The 17,762-nt window shown below is 38.1% G+C and carries 14 protein-coding genes; 8 read left to right on the plus strand and 6 right to left on the minus strand.

Annotation, left to right across the window (positions count from 1 at the left end; genetic code table 11):
- Position 1: 1 nt before the first annotated feature.
- Positions 2-607, minus strand: a complete 606-nt coding sequence (locus HXT25_RS00500; protein WP_013399667.1) for a pyroglutamyl-peptidase I — start codon at positions 605-607, stop codon at positions 2-4.
- 325 nt (positions 608-932) lie between these two features.
- Between HXT25_RS00500 and nox the strand changes: the two genes are divergently transcribed.
- Both nox and HXT25_RS00510 read left to right on the plus strand, forming a co-directional pair.
- The gene (nox, locus tag HXT25_RS00505) at positions 933-2,273 is read left to right on the plus strand and encodes a H2O-forming NADH oxidase (RefSeq protein ID WP_020759471.1); all 1,341 of its coding nucleotides are present in this window, start codon (positions 933-935) and stop codon (positions 2,271-2,273) included.
- A gap of 181 nt (positions 2,274-2,454) precedes the next feature.
- Positions 2,455-3,585 carry a 4-hydroxybutyrate dehydrogenase gene (locus HXT25_RS00510; protein ID WP_116437733.1) on the plus strand — a complete coding sequence of 377 codons (1,131 nt, stop codon included), beginning with the start codon at positions 2,455-2,457 and terminating at the stop codon, positions 3,583-3,585.
- A gap of 162 nt (positions 3,586-3,747) precedes the next feature.
- On the opposite strand, the gene HXT25_RS00515 is transcribed toward HXT25_RS00510, so the two are convergent.
- The 3 genes from HXT25_RS00515 to HXT25_RS00525 all read right to left on the minus strand — a co-directional run bounded on the left by HXT25_RS00515 (position 3,748) and on the right by HXT25_RS00525 (position 7,537).
- Positions 3,748-4,401, minus strand: a complete 654-nt coding sequence (locus tag HXT25_RS00515; RefSeq protein WP_004117575.1) for a TenA family protein — start codon at positions 4,399-4,401, stop codon at positions 3,748-3,750.
- Positions 4,402-4,701: 300 nt separating this feature from the next.
- Entirely contained in the window at positions 4,702-6,780 is a 2,079-nt protein-coding gene (locus HXT25_RS00520) for a YhgE/Pip domain-containing protein (RefSeq protein WP_162861890.1), read from the minus strand.
- Complete coding sequence (locus tag HXT25_RS00525; RefSeq protein ID WP_065189362.1) at positions 6,770-7,537, minus strand: ATP-binding cassette domain-containing protein; 768 nt, start codon at positions 7,535-7,537, stop codon at positions 6,770-6,772. The genes HXT25_RS00520 and HXT25_RS00525 overlap by 11 nt, the downstream gene beginning before the upstream one ends.
- Before the next feature lie 581 nt (positions 7,538-8,118).
- Between HXT25_RS00525 and HXT25_RS00530 the strand changes: the two genes are divergently transcribed.
- Both HXT25_RS00530 and HXT25_RS00535 read left to right on the plus strand, forming a co-directional pair.
- Positions 8,119-9,450: a Na+/H+ antiporter family protein gene (locus tag HXT25_RS00530; RefSeq protein ID WP_004113204.1), complete on the plus strand. Its 1,332-nt coding sequence runs from the start codon at positions 8,119-8,121 to the stop codon at positions 9,448-9,450.
- 233 nt (positions 9,451-9,683) lie between these two features.
- Positions 9,684-12,239 carry a hypothetical protein gene (locus tag HXT25_RS00535; protein WP_422118557.1) on the plus strand — a complete coding sequence of 852 codons (2,556 nt, stop codon included), beginning with the start codon at positions 9,684-9,686 and terminating at the stop codon, positions 12,237-12,239.
- Positions 12,240-12,427: 188 nt separating this feature from the next.
- Here the strand turns inward: HXT25_RS00535 and HXT25_RS00540 are convergent, their stop codons facing one another.
- Together HXT25_RS00540 and HXT25_RS00545 are read right to left on the minus strand one after the other, a co-directional pair.
- Positions 12,428-13,006, minus strand: a complete 579-nt coding sequence (locus HXT25_RS00540; protein WP_422114260.1) for a LemA family protein — start codon at positions 13,004-13,006, stop codon at positions 12,428-12,430.
- Positions 13,007-13,103: 97 nt separating this feature from the next.
- The gene (locus HXT25_RS00545) at positions 13,104-14,090 is read right to left on the minus strand and encodes a DUF3137 domain-containing protein (RefSeq protein ID WP_422114464.1); all 987 of its coding nucleotides are present in this window, start codon (positions 14,088-14,090) and stop codon (positions 13,104-13,106) included.
- Positions 14,091-14,490: 400 nt separating this feature from the next.
- Here HXT25_RS00545 and HXT25_RS00550 point away from each other — a divergent pair, with 400 nt between their 5' ends.
- From HXT25_RS00550 to HXT25_RS00565, 4 genes are all read left to right on the plus strand, one after another.
- A complete protein-coding gene (locus HXT25_RS00550; protein ID WP_004114802.1) occupies positions 14,491-15,090 on the plus strand; it encodes a sensor histidine kinase in 600 nt (199 codons plus the stop codon).
- A 78-nt stretch (positions 15,091-15,168) separates the two neighbouring features.
- The gene (locus HXT25_RS00555) at positions 15,169-15,969 is read left to right on the plus strand and encodes an energy-coupling factor transporter transmembrane component T family protein (RefSeq protein WP_004138180.1); all 801 of its coding nucleotides are present in this window, start codon (positions 15,169-15,171) and stop codon (positions 15,967-15,969) included.
- Positions 15,951-16,805, plus strand: a complete 855-nt coding sequence (locus tag HXT25_RS00560; RefSeq protein WP_422114261.1) for an energy-coupling factor ABC transporter ATP-binding protein — start codon at positions 15,951-15,953, stop codon at positions 16,803-16,805. Before HXT25_RS00555 ends, HXT25_RS00560 begins: the two co-directional genes overlap by 19 nt.
- Positions 16,802-17,617: an energy-coupling factor ABC transporter ATP-binding protein gene (locus tag HXT25_RS00565; protein WP_422114262.1), complete on the plus strand. Its 816-nt coding sequence runs from the start codon at positions 16,802-16,804 to the stop codon at positions 17,615-17,617. The genes HXT25_RS00560 and HXT25_RS00565 overlap by 4 nt, the downstream gene beginning before the upstream one ends.
- Positions 17,618-17,762 lie beyond the last annotated feature (145 nt).

A 17,762-nucleotide genomic window follows, 5' to 3' on the forward strand; every position in this document is an offset into this window, starting at 1 on the left:
GCTAGCAATCACTCGCAATCACTTGCAACGCAATTTCAATACCTCGAAGCATATCAGCTAAACTCATAGAACTCGTACTCGGCTTATTGAGAATCTGCTCAGGCAAATACGGAACGTGAATGAAACCGCTCTTGATCGGCAATTTCTTAGTCTGGCAATAATGACAAACACTGTAAAGCACGTCATTACACACGTATGCGCCCGCAGAAAAAGACACGGACGCCGGCAATTTTGCTTTATTTAAAGCATCAACTATGTTTACAACTGGCAAAGTCGCTTTATAAGCCACATCACCATCTTGCACAACAGGCTCATACCAAGGCTTATATCCACTATTATCCGGTATGCGCGCAGCTCTACAGTTAATACCAACATACTCGACATTAAAACAAGCAGAACCGCCAAATTGCCCTAACGAAAGCACAGCATTAGGATGAACTTCCTCTATTTTCTCAATAACTTTTTGCGCACCCTTGTTAAATTCCGTAGGAATCTGCAAACGAACAAGTTCCACACCCTCAGGCGCATGCACTGATTGCGCAATCTCCCACGACGGATTTATAGACTCATTATCAAACGGCGTAAAACCAGTAATCAAAATACGCATTAAAATACCCCCTCATACAACTCTCACTTATCAAACTTTATCAAAGTTTATCAAACTTTATCAAAAGACATTGCGAAACTATATATACACGAATGCACTTATATAAAACACTCACGATTCTATTACTTACTTCACGCTCATAGCAAAGATTAAATCGTAATTACAACTTATACAATAATCAGAAACAACACACCTAGAATCAAAATTAGCAAGACTCGTATCAATGTAATAAGATTTAGTACCAGCGTGTAACTAACAAACAATGTGGTTAACAGCACGCATATGAAAATTAAACAATAACATCAACGACGAAAAGAGATTACCGATGACCAAGATTATTCAGATTGGCGCAAATCATGCTGGCACTGCCTGCGCTAACACCATTTTGAGCTACCCAGGAAACGATCTTACAATTTACGATCAGAATAGCAACATTTCCTTCCTTGGCTGCGGTATGGCTTTGTGGATTGGAAAGCAGATTCAAAGCAGCGATGGACTGTTCTACCAGAAGCCAGAAGATTTCGTTAAAAAGGGCGCAAAAGTAAATCTTGAAAGCAAAGTTCTAGACATTGATTACGCAAAGAAAGAAGTTACTGTAGAGCTTAAAGACGGATCTGTTATTCACGATTCTTACGATAAACTCGTTCTAGCTACTGGCAGCCTTCCAAACAAGCCACGCATTAAGGGCATTGATTTGGAAAACGTGCAAATGGTAAAGCTTTTCCAAAATGCGCAAACTGTTATTGCTAAGCTTCAAGAGCGCGATTTTAATAACGTTGTGGTTCTTGGCGGCGGCTACATTGGCGTGGAACTTGCGGAAGCTTTTAAGCGCCTTGGCAAGAACGTGACTCTCATCGACATGGAAGACCATATTCTTAACGGCTACTTTGACCCAGAGTTTTCCGATAATTTGAAGAGAATTATGGAAGATAAGGGCATTAAGTTTGAGCTTGGTCAAGCTGTTGAAGAGATTGTTGGAGATACTGAAGTTAAGGCTGTTAAAACAAGCAAGGGCACTTACGACGCCGACATGGTGATTTGTGCTATTGGATTCCACCCAAATGTTGCTCTTGGAAAAGATCATTTGAAGCAATACGAAAACGGCGCTTTCCTAGTTGATAAAAAGCAGCAAACTTCCGACCCAGACGTGTACGCTATTGGCGATTGCGCTACAATCTACGACAACGCTCGAAGCCGCGTAAACTACATTGCGCTCGCTACTAATGCCGTTAGAAGCGGCTTGATTGCAGGCCACAACGTTTGCGGAACTCCTGTAGAAACCGAGGGCGTGCAAGGCTCTAGCGCAATGATGATTTACGACTACAAGCTTGTTTGCACTGGTTTGAGCTTAACGGCTGCTCAAAAAGAGGGCATGGACGTTGATTACGTTGATTTTGAGGATACTCAAAAGCCTGCGTTTATGGAAGTTGAGAATCCAAAAGTTAAGATTCGCATTGTTTACAAGAAGGATTCTAAGGTGATTGTTGGATGCCAATTGGCTTCTAACTACGATATGTCTGCAGCAATCCACCTGTTCTCTCTTGCTATTCAAAAGAAAGTCACGATTAAAGAGCTTGCATTGTGTGATATCTTCTTTATGCCTCACTTCAACCAGCCATACAATTACATTACGATGGCAGCTTACACGGCTTTGTTGAAGGGATGATTATCTTCTGATTAATCTCTGCTGATTAAGTTCTGCGATTAGCTTAAATCGCGTTTATTAAACCAAGCAATTTGTTCTATAATGGAGCGGTTGCTTGGTTTTTTAATCATCCGCGCACAAATCGCGAACTAAAACGCGCATATTAGCGTAAGACGTACAAATTAAAACAAAGGAGTCTAGGATGAAGCAGCTATCTATTAAGCCAACTATTCACAAATTTGAAAATACGCGCGATTTTGCGCAAGAATTTAAGCTCGGCAAAGACGATTTGGTTATTACAAACCAATACATTTGGGAGCCTTATTTTGGCGATTTAAATCTTGATTGTAATGTGATTTTCCAAGAAAACTACGGCAAGGGCGAGCCAAGCGACGAAATGGTTGACGCGATTGTTCGAGATATTCACACTACTCCAAGGCGCGTGATTGGCATTGGCGGCGGCACTGTTTTGGATATTTCTAAAGTTTGCGCGTTAAAGCAAACAAGCCCGCTTGAAGACTTGATTGATGGCAAGATTCCTGCGCAAAAAGGCGCAGATCTTATTCTTGTTCCAACTACTTGCGGCACTGGTTCCGAAGTTACAAACGTTGCCGTGTTCTCGCTCACAAAGCGCAACACTAAAAAGGGTTTGGCAAACGATGCTTGCTACGCTACAGACGCGGTTCTTATTCCAGAATTGTTAAAGAGCCTGCCTGATTACGTTTTTGCAACCAGCTCTATTGACGCTCTTACTCATTCTATTGAGTCTGCGCTCTCCCCTATTGCAACAGAGCTTACAAAAATGTTTAGTTACAAGGCTTGCGGACTTATTTTGCAAAGTTATATGCGAGTTGTTAAAGAAGGTAGCAGCGCTAAAACCCAAGTTGTAAGCGACTTGGTTTCGGCAAGTCTTTACGCTGGCATTGCGTTTGGTAATTCCGGATGCGGTTGCGTGCACGCTATGGCTTATCCGCTTGGCGGCACTTTCCACGTGGCTCACGGCGAGACGAACGCTGCTCTTCTTACAAGTGTTTTGCGCTACTACGCTAAGCACGAAGAGAATAGCGATAGCGCAGAAAACACTGAGATTTCTAAGCTTTTTGACTTTATGGCAAATATTCTTGAATGCCAAAAAGCAGACGTATTAAACAATCTTGACGAAGTTCTTAACACGATTCTCCCTAAGCACAAGCTTCACGAGTATGGAATGACCAAAGACATGATTCGCGATTGGGCTTCAAGCGTTGTTAAAGAGCAGCAGCGACTTCTAAAGAATTCATACATGCATATGAGCGAAGATGCTATTGCCGAAGTCTACGCATCTACTTTCTAATATATAGTTAACAGTGAGATTTTCAATTATTAACGAAAATTTCTCATCTTCTCAAAGGTAGACCCTACAAATCTTGTAGGGTCTATTTTTATTCTCACAGCTTGCTTACTTCGTTAGATTTCCATCCGTTAGATTTCCGTCCATTCGTTAGAATGCTGTTCGTTAGATTGCCACAGGAGTCTCATACGAATTATCGAAGAACATGCGCTCCAGCTTTACTGCACGCGCAAAATATTCTCGAGCAATATCAGCATCCTTAGGACCAATACGATCCAACTCATCACGCAAGAACCCTACAAACTTGTGGAATCCTTCATAATCATGCAGGTCGATCCACTGGTAATGAACCTTGCGTTCAGGACGCTTACCTTCAGCGTTTGATGCCCACGTAAGATATATCCATTCTGTAACGTTTAACACGGCTAGCACGGCAGCATAATGTCCACTGTGAGCCGCGTCTAAAAACATCTTTTTAAATTCGCGAGTTGCTTCAGTGTCTGGAATTTTATTGCGGAAAGATTCAGGAGTATTAAATTCGTTAAACGCATCCACAAAATACGTATTCTCATCTCCCGCTACCTCACCAATATATTTCGAAAACACGAGACGAGAATCAAGTGTGTCTGCTGTCGTAACTGCAGCACCAAGCAGAGCCAAGAAACTATCTAAAAATCGGTAGTCTTGAATTAAATATCCAGCTAATACAGCATCAGGAATAGTGCCCTCAACTAACTCGTTAACAAAACGATGATGAATAGCAGCATCCCATGTTTCGATATTCTCATTTTTTAATTCGTCGGTAAATCGTGCAGTCATTGACACGTCCTTTCTCTCTGTAACTCATATAAGCCCTTAGGTAGATTAATATAATTGCGCATAGTTGCGTTAGCCATACCAGTTACGTCATATACGGTTCACATATAGTCGTATAGTTATGCACAACCGAGCACTGCTCGTACACCTATCTGAACAACTACGCTAGTATGAACAATATCATAAGTAGTCATACTTAACTTGGGTACAAATTTGAGCAGCACTCGGTTGCAATTTTTATATTATGGCAACTTCAGTAACTCCAGCAATCACAGTAATTACTACCTACTCATTGTCGTATTCTCATGCCTCCAATGTAATTACAGGATGCAAATCAAACATTGTTACAGTACGCTTCATACGCGCAACAATGCTTGTTATTGCAATTGCAATCACACCGAAAAGCACAAGAATTCCAATGCTGGATGTTATTGCGCCACTGTTCTTTCCAGCCATTGCTTGACGAAGCCCAAGAATCGAGTACGTCATAGGCAAATATGGGTGAACCACCCTAAAGAACGATGGCGTCATTTGCACTGGGAAAGTTCCTGCAGAGCTAGTTATTTGCAGCATAAGTAGCACAATCGCAACTATTCTTCCCGGAATCTTAAACACTGCCATAATCATTTGCATTATGGCCATAAAGACTATTGACGCTATAATCCCCAGCGCGTAGAATGCAGCAACGTTGTCAATCTGCAACTTCAACGCTCCGTGAACAACGCCCATAAGAATAATCGCTTGCACAACGCCCATAAGCACAAACGGCGTAAAACTAATAAGCGCACTTTTAAGCGGATTCATACCATTAAGAATTGCTCGCCTATCCATAACTCTCAAAACAAAAGTTGCCATAAGCGCACCAACCCAAAGACCTATCGAAATAAAGTAAGGCGCAAAGCCAGTTCCGTAGTTTTCAACATGCGAATAATCATGCTCTTTAAGCGCAACTGGCGCACTCATCATCTTGCTTTTTTGCTTAATATTGTTGATTTTGCTAGAATTTTGAGCATTTTTAAGACCTTCATGCAACTTTTTAGCTCCATCAACAAGCTTTGGAGTGTTTTCAGAAAGCTTTTGAACTCCAGAATTCAATTGACTTGATCCATCAACTATTTTTGCAGACCCAAGCGCAGCAGAATTAATACCATTATTAAGCTTTTCACTGCCATTGCTTACTTTATTAAGACCTTCCGCCAGCTTATTTGCTCCAGCGGAAAGCTGCGACGAGCCATTGTGAACGCTTGATATTCCTTTAGAAACGGCGTCAACTCCAGCTTTTATCTTCAAACTACCAGAAGAAAGTGCTCCAGCACCTTGACTCAATGCCGAAAGATTCGTCTCTAAGAGCTTAGAATTTTCGCTTAATCCTCCTGCAAGACCTTGCAATTTTTCTAACACAAGCTCTTTTGTTACAAGCGGATTTTGCGCTTCAACAAGCAATTGAGCAAGCTGATTTTTTGTAGCCTCGTTTCCTGCTTTAACATGTTCTTCAAGCTGCGCACTAGAATCTGAAAGCTTTTGCGCACCATTATATAATTCGTCTGTTGCGTTATGTAGCGTTTGCGCTCCACTATTTAGCTGATTTGCGCCATTTGCCAAATCGTTAGTTTTTTGAGCTAAGAATTGCGCTCCATCTTTGCTCTGTGCATTTGCATTGCTAAGCGATTGCGCTCCCTTTTGAAGTTCACTTAATCCGTTTTGTAGTTTTTGCAAAGATTGAGTAAGCTTGATCGATCCATCAGCAAGCTTATCTACTCCGCCATTAAGCGATTGCATTCCAGCGCTTAAATCGCCAGAACCGCTCACTGCTGAATTAAGAGAATCAGAAGCAGAATTTACTTTTTCAAACATATGCTCCCAATATTCCTGAGCAATCGCCTCGCTAATCTCAGTACGCATAGTGCGGAAAGCAGTTTTACCAATTTGTGAAGCCAGCATATTGCTTGCTTGATCGTACTTTACGTGAAGTTTTGCTTTAGTTGGAGTATCGTATTGCGCGGAAGCAATGCACTTACTGAAGGAAGCTGGAATAGTTGCTACCATAAAGTAATCGCCATTTTTAAGTCCTTTGTTTGCTTTAGCGCTATTTACAAAGTTCCACTGGAATCCTTCACTTCCATCTTTTTGATTCTTTAAACGATTCTTGATTTCATCACCAACATTGCGCATTTTGCCGTTTATCATCGCACCGTTATCTTCCACAACAACTGCGACTGGAACAGTATCCAAAGTCTTATAAGGATTTGTAAACGCCCACAAGTAAAGCGATCCGTATAAAAGTGGAATCAAAGCTACGGTTCCAATAACAAGCTTTCGAGCTTTTCCTTTCATCGTATTGTTAAGCTCACGAAATGCAAGAGCAATAGTATTAACGTGCATTGTTTTCACCACCATTTGCTTCACTTGTAGCAAGTTGAGAATCAGTATGAGAATTTTCTGCTTTCTCATTATTTGGCATAAGTCTTAAGACTTGATCCGCTTGCTTTTCTAACTCACTTTGCAAAACTCCAACAAGGCAGGAGCAGTAGTTTTTGCTAACATATTCGCGAATATCGGAAAGTAAGCATTCGCTTTGCTCACTAGTAAGCTCAGTTTCTACGCCGTCTACAAAAAGAATCCACGGCTTTTTTAGCAAAGCAAGTGCGATTCCCAATCTCATGCGCTCGCATGGTGTTAGATCACCAATAGCAGTTTCTCTAGGAGATAACACTTTCCAATACGCTAGAACGTTATACGCGTATTGATGTAGAGCTTCGCGATTTTTAACATTATTCTTGTATTGTTCGCGAAATAGAGGCGATGCACTCGCGAGTTTTAGCTCGCTCATAAGCACTTCTTCTATTGTTTGAGTGTTGTAGAATTCATTGATTCCATTGAACAGTCCCAGACCAACGTATTGACGTGATTCTTTTGTATCTGCTGGAAGATTCAAGTTTGCGATTTTTAACGTTCCATTCGTAAACTTCATGTAGCCCGACAATGCTAGTAATAGAGCAGATTTTCCCGAACCGTGTTCTCCAGATATTGCTACAATTTCGTGCGGCTTAACTTTTAGTGACACATTCCAAAATGGAGATTTTCTAAATTTTTTTAATCCTAATTCTTTCGCTTCTATAAGCGTTTGTTCTTCTTGCATAATTTACATGCGACGAAATAAGCATTTGAAGCGAAACTGTACGGCACGCTTCTATTGCAATCGTCGAGCATTCCTCCTTTTACTCTTTAATCGTGGATTTTTAATTTTCAATTTTCAATTTTTTGGTTTTATTTTGATTTTTTTGATTTTTTTGATTCTTCTAACTTCAGACTCAATATTTAATTCTGATATCGCCTATAATGATTTTGGCGACTACCTCATATTGCTATGTTGCAACAAAAGGTTATAAATTAAGAGACCAATTATTGACGTTAATCTCCTGAAAGTACTTTCATCGTACTATTCAAGGCGAACAAATATTAACTTATTTTTAGACATTTTGTTCATTTGTTTATGTTTTAACCATAAAAACACGATATATAGTGACAAAATGTCACATTTATGATTCAAACATGTAAATTTCAAGCATACTTAATATCTTTATTTTGCCAATAAAAATTTTACGTATGTTTTTATGTTATATTGTCTTTAATTATTAAAATTTAAAAATTATCAAAATTGAAAAACATATTATTTGCAAACATCAAAATGAAGATAACTTTAAAAAGAGGTGAAACAGTATGCAGATTTTAAACATTCTATGCAATCCGGTAATCGTATCGGTTGTAGTGTTATGCGCGTTAAGTCTCGCTAAACTCAATGTTTTACTCGCAATGATTGTTGCATGCGTTGCAGGAGGCATAGCTGGACATCTCCCTCTTTTTGGAGATGGAAGCCATACTATTATGGCTTTGCTATGTGATGGTTTTTCCACAAATGCGCAAACTGCGCTCGCCTACATTCTTCTTGGTACTTTTGCAGAAGCAATTACAGCAACTGGCCTAGCTCAAATCATTTCTAAAAAAATCAGTAAACTTATCGGCACAAACAAATTTATTCTTCTTGCAGTTCTAACAATTATTGCATGCATGTCTCAAAATATTGTGCCTGTTCATATTGCTTACATTCCTATTCTTATTCCGCCAATTCTTTCCATTATGAACAAGCTTAAGCTAGATCGCCGCGCCGCCGCATGCTGCACTGCGTTCGGACTAGAAGTGCCATACATTGCTATTCCATTTGGCTTTGGCTTAATTTTCCAAACAGTTATTGCAACTAATCTTTCTAAAAATGGTATGAAAGTTAGCGTTTCAGACGTTAGCGCTGTGAACTGGTATTTAGGTGCTGCAATGCTTGCAGCCCTCCTATTCGCCGTGTTTGTGCTATACAGAAAGCCTCGCGAATATAAAACAACCGAAGCAGATACTCGCGCAGCGGACGCTGTTGTTGGCCCGCTTACTAAAGCACACTATGTAACCATGCTTGCGATTATTGTTGTTGTAGTAGTTCAAGTTATTAGTAAGGATCTTTCACTTTCTTCTCTTGCAGGTCTTGCAACCATGATTATTTTTAGAGCCGTTGCATGGAAAGATATCGATAAGCAGCTTATGGGCGGCGTTAAGCTTATGGGTCTTATTGCATTTATTATGCTCATTGCTGGCGGCTACGCTAACGTGATTCAAGCTACGGGCGGAGTTAATGAGCTTGTACACTTTGGCGTTGCTTCTATGGGTCAAAACAAGCTAATCGCTGCATTCGTTATTACGATTATTGGTTTGCTTGTAACTATGGGCATAGGCACTTCGTTTGGCACGGTTCCTATTCTTGCAGTTTTGTTCGTGCCTCTTTGCCAAAGCATTGGTTTTAGCACTCCTGCAACAATTATTCTTATGTCTTCTGCTGCAGCTCTTGGAGACGCAGGCTCCCCTGCTTCCGATACAACGCTTGGCCCTACTTCTGGCCTAAATGCAGATGGTCAGCATAGCCACATTTGGGATACTTGCATTCCAACATTCCTTATCTTCAACATTCCACTTATGGCTGCAGGTATTGTAATATCTCAGTTTATTTAGCAGATTATTTCTTAAGATTAGATACTAAATATCTTATATTATTTAGCTAAATATTTAGTTAAATATTCAATAGAGATTAAGTATTTCAAAACGCATATAAGTGTTTATTGATAAAATTATCAATAAACACTTATATTTTTTATCAAAATCGTTATAATGTAATATGCAATTATGTATTTGTTATATTTTATGAAATAAAGTAACAAAGGTTTAGTTAATTAATTGGGTATTTTATGAATAAGACAACGAAAATCATTCTGACCTCAACCATGATGGGTATTGCGACCGCAGCTTGCGCAGTATGCATGAGCCAAACCGCTTATGCTTCTAATGCTATTGCAAGTAGTGTCAATGGAAATAATGTTGAGAGTGCAAATAGTAGCACAAAAACAAATACCCCCCCCCCACCACATACCGATTCCACTAATCAGCATAATTTAAAAAATGATAAATCTACTAACCACAACAACACTACCAGTGAAGATCGCGACTACGATACAAATACGGTTCAAACAACTGTTGATTCCAAAGGCGTAACAACAGATAATGATGTTCAGCAAAACACATCACACGCTGATTCAACAAGCAATGAATTAGCATCGGGGACAGCGACCGATAAGAACGGCACACAAGTCAAATGGCAAGTAACGGATAATTCCAGTAATATCAAAGCCACTGACGCGGCAAAGATGAGCGAATATGGCAAACAGCTCAATTATGATTCTAATAATAATAAGCTAATCGCAACTATGAGCAATTTGCCATTCAAGAATGAAGCAGCAAATGTTGTTGCAAGAAAATATAACGAAATTACCTTAAAAGTTACAAACAACAATGAAACGACGCCTACAATCATTAGCAATATTAAAGAAACACCATGGTTCTACAAAAGTCAATATTTAAAGAATATTTTGGATGAAATTGATAAAACAACAATCGGTTCGTACAACTTTACGAGATACAATCAAGAACAAAAAGTTGGCGGCAAACACCTTAGCGGTTTGAAATACAACTTTAGTGCGCGCAAAGTTGAGGGCACGCCAATAATAACAGACTGGCAGGAAGGTGAAACAAGCCGCATAATTCCTGTATACATGGCAACAACCCATACGGGCAAAGATTCAGACTATATAACGTTGGGCATATTGCAAAACATTACTGTAAATAAGCCACAGACACCCGTTGTTCCACCAACACCACAGCCAAAGCCACCTGTTACACCACCAGTCCCAAAGCCACCTGAGTCTGCTACTAATGTATTGGCATCTGGAACTGCAACGGACAGTAACGACAAACAGGTTCAGTGGCAAGTAATAAATAACGATAAAAATACTAATACTGAACAAATAAGGGCGTACGCTCAGTATCTCAGTTACAATCCCAATACAAACGCGTTGACAATGACAGATGTTGCAGCGTTTACAGAAGACGGTAAAGCTATTTCCGCAAGAAAACTCAGCAACGTTACGCTAAAAATCACGAAGGACGGAAAAACAACAGAAGAAAACATCAAAGAAACGCCATGGTTCTTCAAAGATCAAAATTCACAGAAGATGTGGGACTCAATTAACCAGACAACAATAGGCACGTATAGCTTTGCAAAACACAATCTTGAACAAAAAGTCGGTGGCGTAGGGCTGGAAGGTTTGACCTACGACTTTCTGAATAAGAATTTTGATGGCGCTCCTACGATTGCCTGGAAGAATGGCGAAATAAGCCGCGAAATTCCTGTGTATATAGCAACGATCCATAAAGGTAAAGATGGCTCAGACTATATGACGGTAGGTGAATTTAAGAAATTCAAGGCGTATAAAAATAGGAATGATATTTTTGAAGGCGAACCTGGAACTAATCCTCTAACAAAGCAGCAGTATAAATTTAGTGATCTTGGCGACAATAATGTTAGTAGAACAGTAACTGCCATGTATGCTAATGGCCCTATTTATCTTAAGCCGGGAGAAACAAAAACGGTGCCACTCAAGTTTTATCTGGTAGATGAAAATCGTAAGCCAATTAAGGATATTACTGATGAATTTATGAAGGTATTGAATCCAGAACCAAAGGAAGTGGAAATAAAAAAGGTTCTGTTTACTCGAAATCGGCAGACGTCTTTGATGGATATGAATGTGTCGTATGTGCTGCATACGGATTATTCAATTACATTTACCGCGAATAAAGATGCTCAGGTTGGGGATTCTTACAACACAGATGGCTCTAAGTTGGATAATCTTCCAATGGTTCTTAATCCAGCAGAAACGCCAAAATATACCTATGAGCCGGGTATAACGTTACATGAGAAGAACAACCCAGGACATGTTGCTTTTATCAATGCATTCTTTGACGTGATAAAAGCAACACCTAATCCAACACCTAATCCAAATCCTAATCCAAATCCTAATCCAAATCCTAATCCAAATCCTAATCCAAATCCTAATCCAAATCCTAATCCAAAATCTCCTAAGCCGGAACCACCTAAACCGGAACCACCTAAACCGGAACCACCAAAGCCGGAACCAACTCCTGTTCCAACTACGAAATCGGAGCCTATTCCAGTTCCTATAATTCCTGCGCTAGAACAAATGCCAATGCCAGTGACAGAACTGGAACCAGAACCGGAACCAACGCAAGAAGAGACTGTGGAAGAAGCACCGACTCTACAAACGCACGAACCGCTTGCACGCGCAGGTTCTACAACCTCAACCATTGCAGGCACTGGATTAGCGTTCCTGCTGTCAGCTTTCGGCGCATTTTCGCTTAAACGCACGCGCATTGGCAAGCACAGCAAGTAACGAGCACAGATAACCAATAACGCAAATAACTAATAAACGCCAGTCAAGTTGAACTAAACTAACTGGCGTTTATTTTTAAAAACACCAATCAACCAATACAAATGTAGCCAATCGATGCAAATTCGCGGGCGATTGCCTACATTAGATATACCGTCTAGCTAAACATTTTCACTAACTAAACATATTCGCTAGCTCAGTATGCTATCAATATTCTTCTTATTGCTTAAATCATCTTCATCAAGAAAATCCATCTGCTTTATTCCGCTTAATCTTGCAATAAGCGAAACTGGGAAAGTAACAATATTTTGATTAAGAGCGCTGATATTACTATTTACAATTCTTTTTGCTGCAGCCAATTGCTCGTTTTCGTCGTTCACTTCTTCTTGCAAATTCAGAAATTGTTCAGAAGACTTTAATTCTGGGTAGGCTTCTGCCAAAGCATAAATCTTCCCTATCGCATGATTCTGATTTTTTATTACCGCACTAGAATCATCAGAGTTTAAGCCTTCTCTTAGACTCACTAAATCCACTAATGTTGTTTTTTCATATTTTGCAAATGACTGTGCAACTTTGAACATTTGGCAAATCGTGTCATATCTTTTAGCGAGCGCAATATCAACGTTTTTCTGCGACTCTTTTATAATCACTCTATATTTTCTTAATCTATTTAAAGTGCCAATAAACCAACCAATAATCATTACAAGCACTATTGCAATAACTATTAAAATGGTGTCCCTATCTATAATGCTATCCATAATGTCACTCATAATGTCTCCTTTAGTTCTAGTCTTTCTCTAGTCTTAGTTTTCTCTAGTCTTAGTTTTTCTGCTTTTGCAATTCGCCAGTATCGCAATTTTCTAGCTTCTAATTTTGCAATTTTTCTCTAATTACGCTGATTATTTCGTAATATTCAGCCAAAACATCTCTAAATCTTGCATATTCTCTTGTTAAAGATAGGTTTTCTATTCCAGATTTTCCAGGATTTCCTAATATATACCGACCAGAATCAAAAGCTGCAATAATATGCTCGCTATCTAGATATATGCAAACTCTCATTCTTTTTTGCAAATTATTCAATAATTCTATAAAACTTGGATCTAATACAAGCTTTGTATAAAAATCGTCTGTAGAAAAGATTGAATACGAGTTGTTAAACTCAATGGATTCTGTTTGAACTTCACTCTCCTCTTTTGTTTTTTTGCCATAGTATCCACTTAGTTTTTGCCCCATAAAGTTCTTTCCAGTAACGGGAACGATTCTAATGTGACCATTTATATTGGTTTTTGCGTTTATTAATAAGACCTGCCCAATAAAATCCGTTTTTTTAACAGTTTTTCCACTTTCACTTCTAGAAGTGTGCATTGCTTGCATGTTTGAAAATTCAGTTTTGAATTCATCGCCAAAAATTATGTGTTTATTTGAATAATAAATACTAGATATTGGCAGAAGATTATTAAAAATACTGTCGTCAATTCCTTCAGAATTTTCTAATACCGTTCCAGGCAGAATCGCATTTAGAATCGGCGTTAAGACATTATTCGCATATAGAGTATTTACATCAACCTTATTTGTTACAAAAAACTTGCCAGCAAAGCAAACAACAAAAGCAATTATTATGAGTAAAGGATATTTATAAGTAGAGTAATCAAGAGAAGGCAGATAATTGCCAACAGCACCAATAATCAGTACAACTGGTATTAATGGGATTAAACGCATTGGGTCAAAAGCGTTATTTTTTACGCCTTCTTTTAACTCATTTAATTTCCCTTGCATTTGAGGAGATTTTTCTAATTTATTAAGTCTTTCTAAAACTTCGGGATTTGTAAACACACCACTATGTTTTACATTCATCGTCATCTCCCTCTTATAATCACCAATATTTTTATAACAATATTTTCGTAACAACATTTTTATAAAAGGCATAAAAATCTCTTATATTTTTTTATCATAAATAATCATTATTTGGAATACTAGAATTTTTGAATAGTTAAATTTGTGATAGCAAAATTTGGAATAGTGAAATAGTCAAATAACAAAATAATAACAACTTTGATTTTGCTAGAGAAGTGGTATAGCTGTGATTATTTTCCGCAAAAATTTAATACAAAATAAATAATAAAGAATCAGTTAAAATAACAAAAAATAAACAAGATTACAATTTATAACACATTAATTTTCAACTACTTTAATAACATTTCTCAAAGCGTATAATGAACTTGAATTTATTCCTTAACTGATAGGAAGTTCAAAAATGGTAAAGAAACTAAAAAATATTTGGAGCGTTAAATTAACTACTGCTTCACTCGTACTAATACCAGCCGCAATCGGCATAAATTATGTTGCGAAACTATTTGCAAGCATGCTAAAACTACCACTTTGGCTTGGCACACTAGGCACTTGCATTTCAGCATGCTTGGCTGGGCCTGTTGTAGGCGGAATTGCTGGATTTTTAACCAATATTGTTTACGGCTTAACAATTGATCCAATTTCTACAGTCTATAGCATTACAGCTGCAGCAATTGGAGTAAGCGTTGGAATCGCTGCACGATTAAAATATATGGACAAAGGCCTACACATTTTTATAACAAGCCTTATTGTTGCAGCAATCGCAATAATCATTTCTACACCTCTAAACATGATTTATTGGGGCGGAACCACTGGAAACGTTTGGGGTGACGCTGTTTTTGCAGCAATGGGTTCCAAAGGCTTCTTTGCATCATTCGTAGATGAGCTTGTTGTAGATATACCAGACAAGATTGTTGTTTTGTTCCTTGCAGCTGGAATTTATAAAGTTCTTCCTAAGAGTTTAATAGCCATATATCAATCAGATGACGAAGATCTTGATAAATAAACGTTTATCACCAGAAAATAAATCGCATAAACGCTAAGTTCTACAAGTTTTAATATAAGCACAATAAGACGAGATAGCATGAAAAGCATCAGCCTATTTGAAGATAAGCATTCGTTTCTAAACGGACTATCTGCAAAAACCAAGCTTGCATACGTAATATGCGCTACAAGTACACCGAGTTTGCTTGGAGGCTATAGTTCTTTCGCTATCTTTATTATTTTGAGCCTAATCTTACTTGCAACATCAAAGGTTCTAGCAAAAATAAAAATCGTAATACAAGTTACTGGTTTTATTATTGTAACTATTTTTATAGTTCAGACTTTCTTTAGATCAGGAAATTACACGATTTTATTCAAACTAGGACCTTTGATTGCTCGCAAAGAAGGTTTTGAAGTAGCTATGAAGATTGTGCTAAATATATTAAATATTTCGTTTGCATTTTGTGTTTTAACGCTTACAACTAAACCTTCTAATATGATGCAAGAGATGATACAAGCTGGATTACCACCTAAGATGGGTTATGTTTTTGTATCTCTATTCCAAATCATTCCTCAAATAACACAGCAAACTTCGACTATTGTTGACGCTCAAAGAAGCAGAGGATTGAAAACAAAAGGTTCTCTTATAACGCGTTTCAAAGCTTTTTTGCCTTTAATATCCCCGATTATAATGTCTTCATTTATGAGTTCTAAAGAAAGAACTATAGCTTTAGAAGTTCGCGGATTTTCGTGCAATAATCAAAAAACATTCATAAAACCATTTAAGCCAAGCAAATACAATACGCTATTTTTATGCGCTTGTTTAATTGTAATAATAGCGTCTATTATTTATGCGTTGCTTCATAATTCAGGATATATAGCATGGCAGCTATTCATATAGAGCACTTAAAATATCGCTATCCTTATAGTAATACTCTTGCACTTAATGACATTTCTTGCGATATTCATAAAGGCGAATTTATTGGAATAATAGGTGCTAATGGAGCTGGAAAATCAACATTATCTCAAGCCATTTTAGGTCTTGTTCCTAATCTTTACCACGGAGCATACGGCGGCAAAGTTGAGGTAGACGGTCTTAATGCAAAAACTACGCCAATAGACAGTCTTTGCAAAAAAGTTGGTTTAGTTTTTCAAAATCCTTTTAATCAAATTACTGGATCTAAACTTACTGTTTACGAAGAAATTGCGTTTGGGCTTGAAAATCTTGGAATTGAGCAAAACGAAATGCAAAGTCGCGTAGAGAAAATCATGGACATGCTCAACATTGCCCATCTTAAAGATTGTTCTCCATACGATTTATCTGGCGGTCAAATGCAGCGAATGTCTATTGCCGCTATTTTAGTTATGCAACCAGAAGTAATAATTTTAGACGAGCCAACTTCGCAACTTGATCCTAAAGGTTCTGAAGAGGTTTTTAAGTCGGTAGAATCCTTAAAAAATCAGGGTCAAACTATTATTATGGTTGAGCACAAAATGGAAAAAATCGCGCAATATAGCGACCGCGTAATGCTTTTAAGCGAAGGAAAACTCATTGATTTTGATACTCCGCAAAAAATCTTTTCTCGCGAAGACTTGGAAGAATATGGCGTAAATCCTCCTGTTTATACTCAAATTTGTAAAAAACTTTCGTTAAAAAACAATAATGGCTTGTATCCAATAACTCTTGAACAAACGTCACACATTTTAAAATCAAATGAAGGGAATCGCTTATCATGACTCCTACTATTCAAATACGAAATGTGTCTTTTTCTCATACTCCAACATCACAAATATTCAATAATCTAAATTTGTCTTTTGCACCTGGAGCATGTGCTATTGTTGGTCAAAATGGCACTGGAAAAACAACTTTACTTAAAATCCTTAGAGGACTTCTTACGCCGAAATCTGGAAGCGTTTTATTAAATGGTAAAGATATTGCAGAATGTACTGTTCCCTCTCTTGCTAAAGATATTGGATTCGTATTCCAGAATCCAGATGACCAGATTTTTGAATCAACGGTTATACGCGAAGTAATGTTTGGACTTTTAAAAATTGGAATTGATAAGAGTCAAGCATTGATCCAAGCAAAAGAAAGTCTAAAACTCGTAGGACTTTTAGATAAAAGCTACTTAAATCCTTACGATTTAAGTCTTTGTGAAAGGAAAATGGTTTCTATTGCGTCAATTTTAGCAATGGATACGAAAGTTGTTATTTTAGATGAGCCTACGATTGCTCAGGACGATCGCGGAAAACGTTGTATTGAATCAATTATTAAGCACCTTGTTTCTCAGGGAAAAACTATTATAGCTGTTCTTCACGATATGGATTTTGTGGCTCGAGTATTTAATCGCGTTGTTGTGCTTTCAAATGGTCGAATTCTTTTTGACGGTGCTGCGCGCGACGCTTTTAGGCGAGACGACATACTTTCTATTGCACAGCTCGACAAGCCAGATGTTGTGAAGCTGTGTGAGAAACTGGGTTATGAAGATACGTTCCTATCTGTTGAAGAATTTGTGAACACTTATCGTGAACGAAATAATTGCAGATAGCAGAAACGGAATAATCAGAGTGCTAATCGCAAAGTATCCAATACCAAAGTAGCCAATCGATGCAAATTCGCGGGCGATTGGCTACTATCGCAGAAAGCATGCTGCGTTAATATTTTTACCGAGATTGAAATTGCACAGCGCATTA

Origin of the sequence: Gardnerella sp. DNF00476 (assembly GCF_049262735.1) — a bacterium.
In the GTDB taxonomy this organism is placed as follows: Bacteria; Actinomycetota; Actinomycetes; order Actinomycetales; family Bifidobacteriaceae; genus Bifidobacterium; species Bifidobacterium vaginale.

Coding starts and splice junctions, on each gene's coding strand:
- HXT25_RS00500 (WP_013399667.1), bottom strand. CDS start 607: ATGCGTATTTTGATTACTGGTTTTACGCCGTTTGATAATGAGTCTATA.
- nox (WP_020759471.1), top strand. CDS start 933: ATGACCAAGATTATTCAGATTGGCGCAAATCATGCTGGCACTGCCTGC.
- HXT25_RS00510 (WP_116437733.1), top strand. CDS start 2,455: ATGAAGCAGCTATCTATTAAGCCAACTATTCACAAATTTGAAAATACG.
- HXT25_RS00515 (WP_004117575.1), bottom strand. CDS start 4,401: ATGACTGCACGATTTACCGACGAATTAAAAAATGAGAATATCGAAACA.
- HXT25_RS00520 (WP_162861890.1), bottom strand. CDS start 6,780: ATGCACGTTAATACTATTGCTCTTGCATTTCGTGAGCTTAACAATACG.
- HXT25_RS00525 (WP_065189362.1), bottom strand. CDS start 7,537: ATGCAAGAAGAACAAACGCTTATAGAAGCGAAAGAATTAGGATTAAAA.
- HXT25_RS00530 (WP_004113204.1), top strand. CDS start 8,119: ATGCAGATTTTAAACATTCTATGCAATCCGGTAATCGTATCGGTTGTA.
- HXT25_RS00535 (WP_422118557.1), top strand. CDS start 9,684: ATGAATAAGACAACGAAAATCATTCTGACCTCAACCATGATGGGTATT.
- HXT25_RS00540 (WP_422114260.1), bottom strand. CDS start 13,006: ATGAGTGACATTATGGATAGCATTATAGATAGGGACACCATTTTAATA.
- HXT25_RS00545 (WP_422114464.1), bottom strand. CDS start 14,090: ATGAATGTAAAACATAGTGGTGTGTTTACAAATCCCGAAGTTTTAGAA.
- HXT25_RS00550 (WP_004114802.1), top strand. CDS start 14,491: ATGGTAAAGAAACTAAAAAATATTTGGAGCGTTAAATTAACTACTGCT.
- HXT25_RS00555 (WP_004138180.1), top strand. CDS start 15,169: ATGAAAAGCATCAGCCTATTTGAAGATAAGCATTCGTTTCTAAACGGA.
- HXT25_RS00560 (WP_422114261.1), top strand. CDS start 15,951: ATGGCAGCTATTCATATAGAGCACTTAAAATATCGCTATCCTTATAGT.
- HXT25_RS00565 (WP_422114262.1), top strand. CDS start 16,802: ATGACTCCTACTATTCAAATACGAAATGTGTCTTTTTCTCATACTCCA.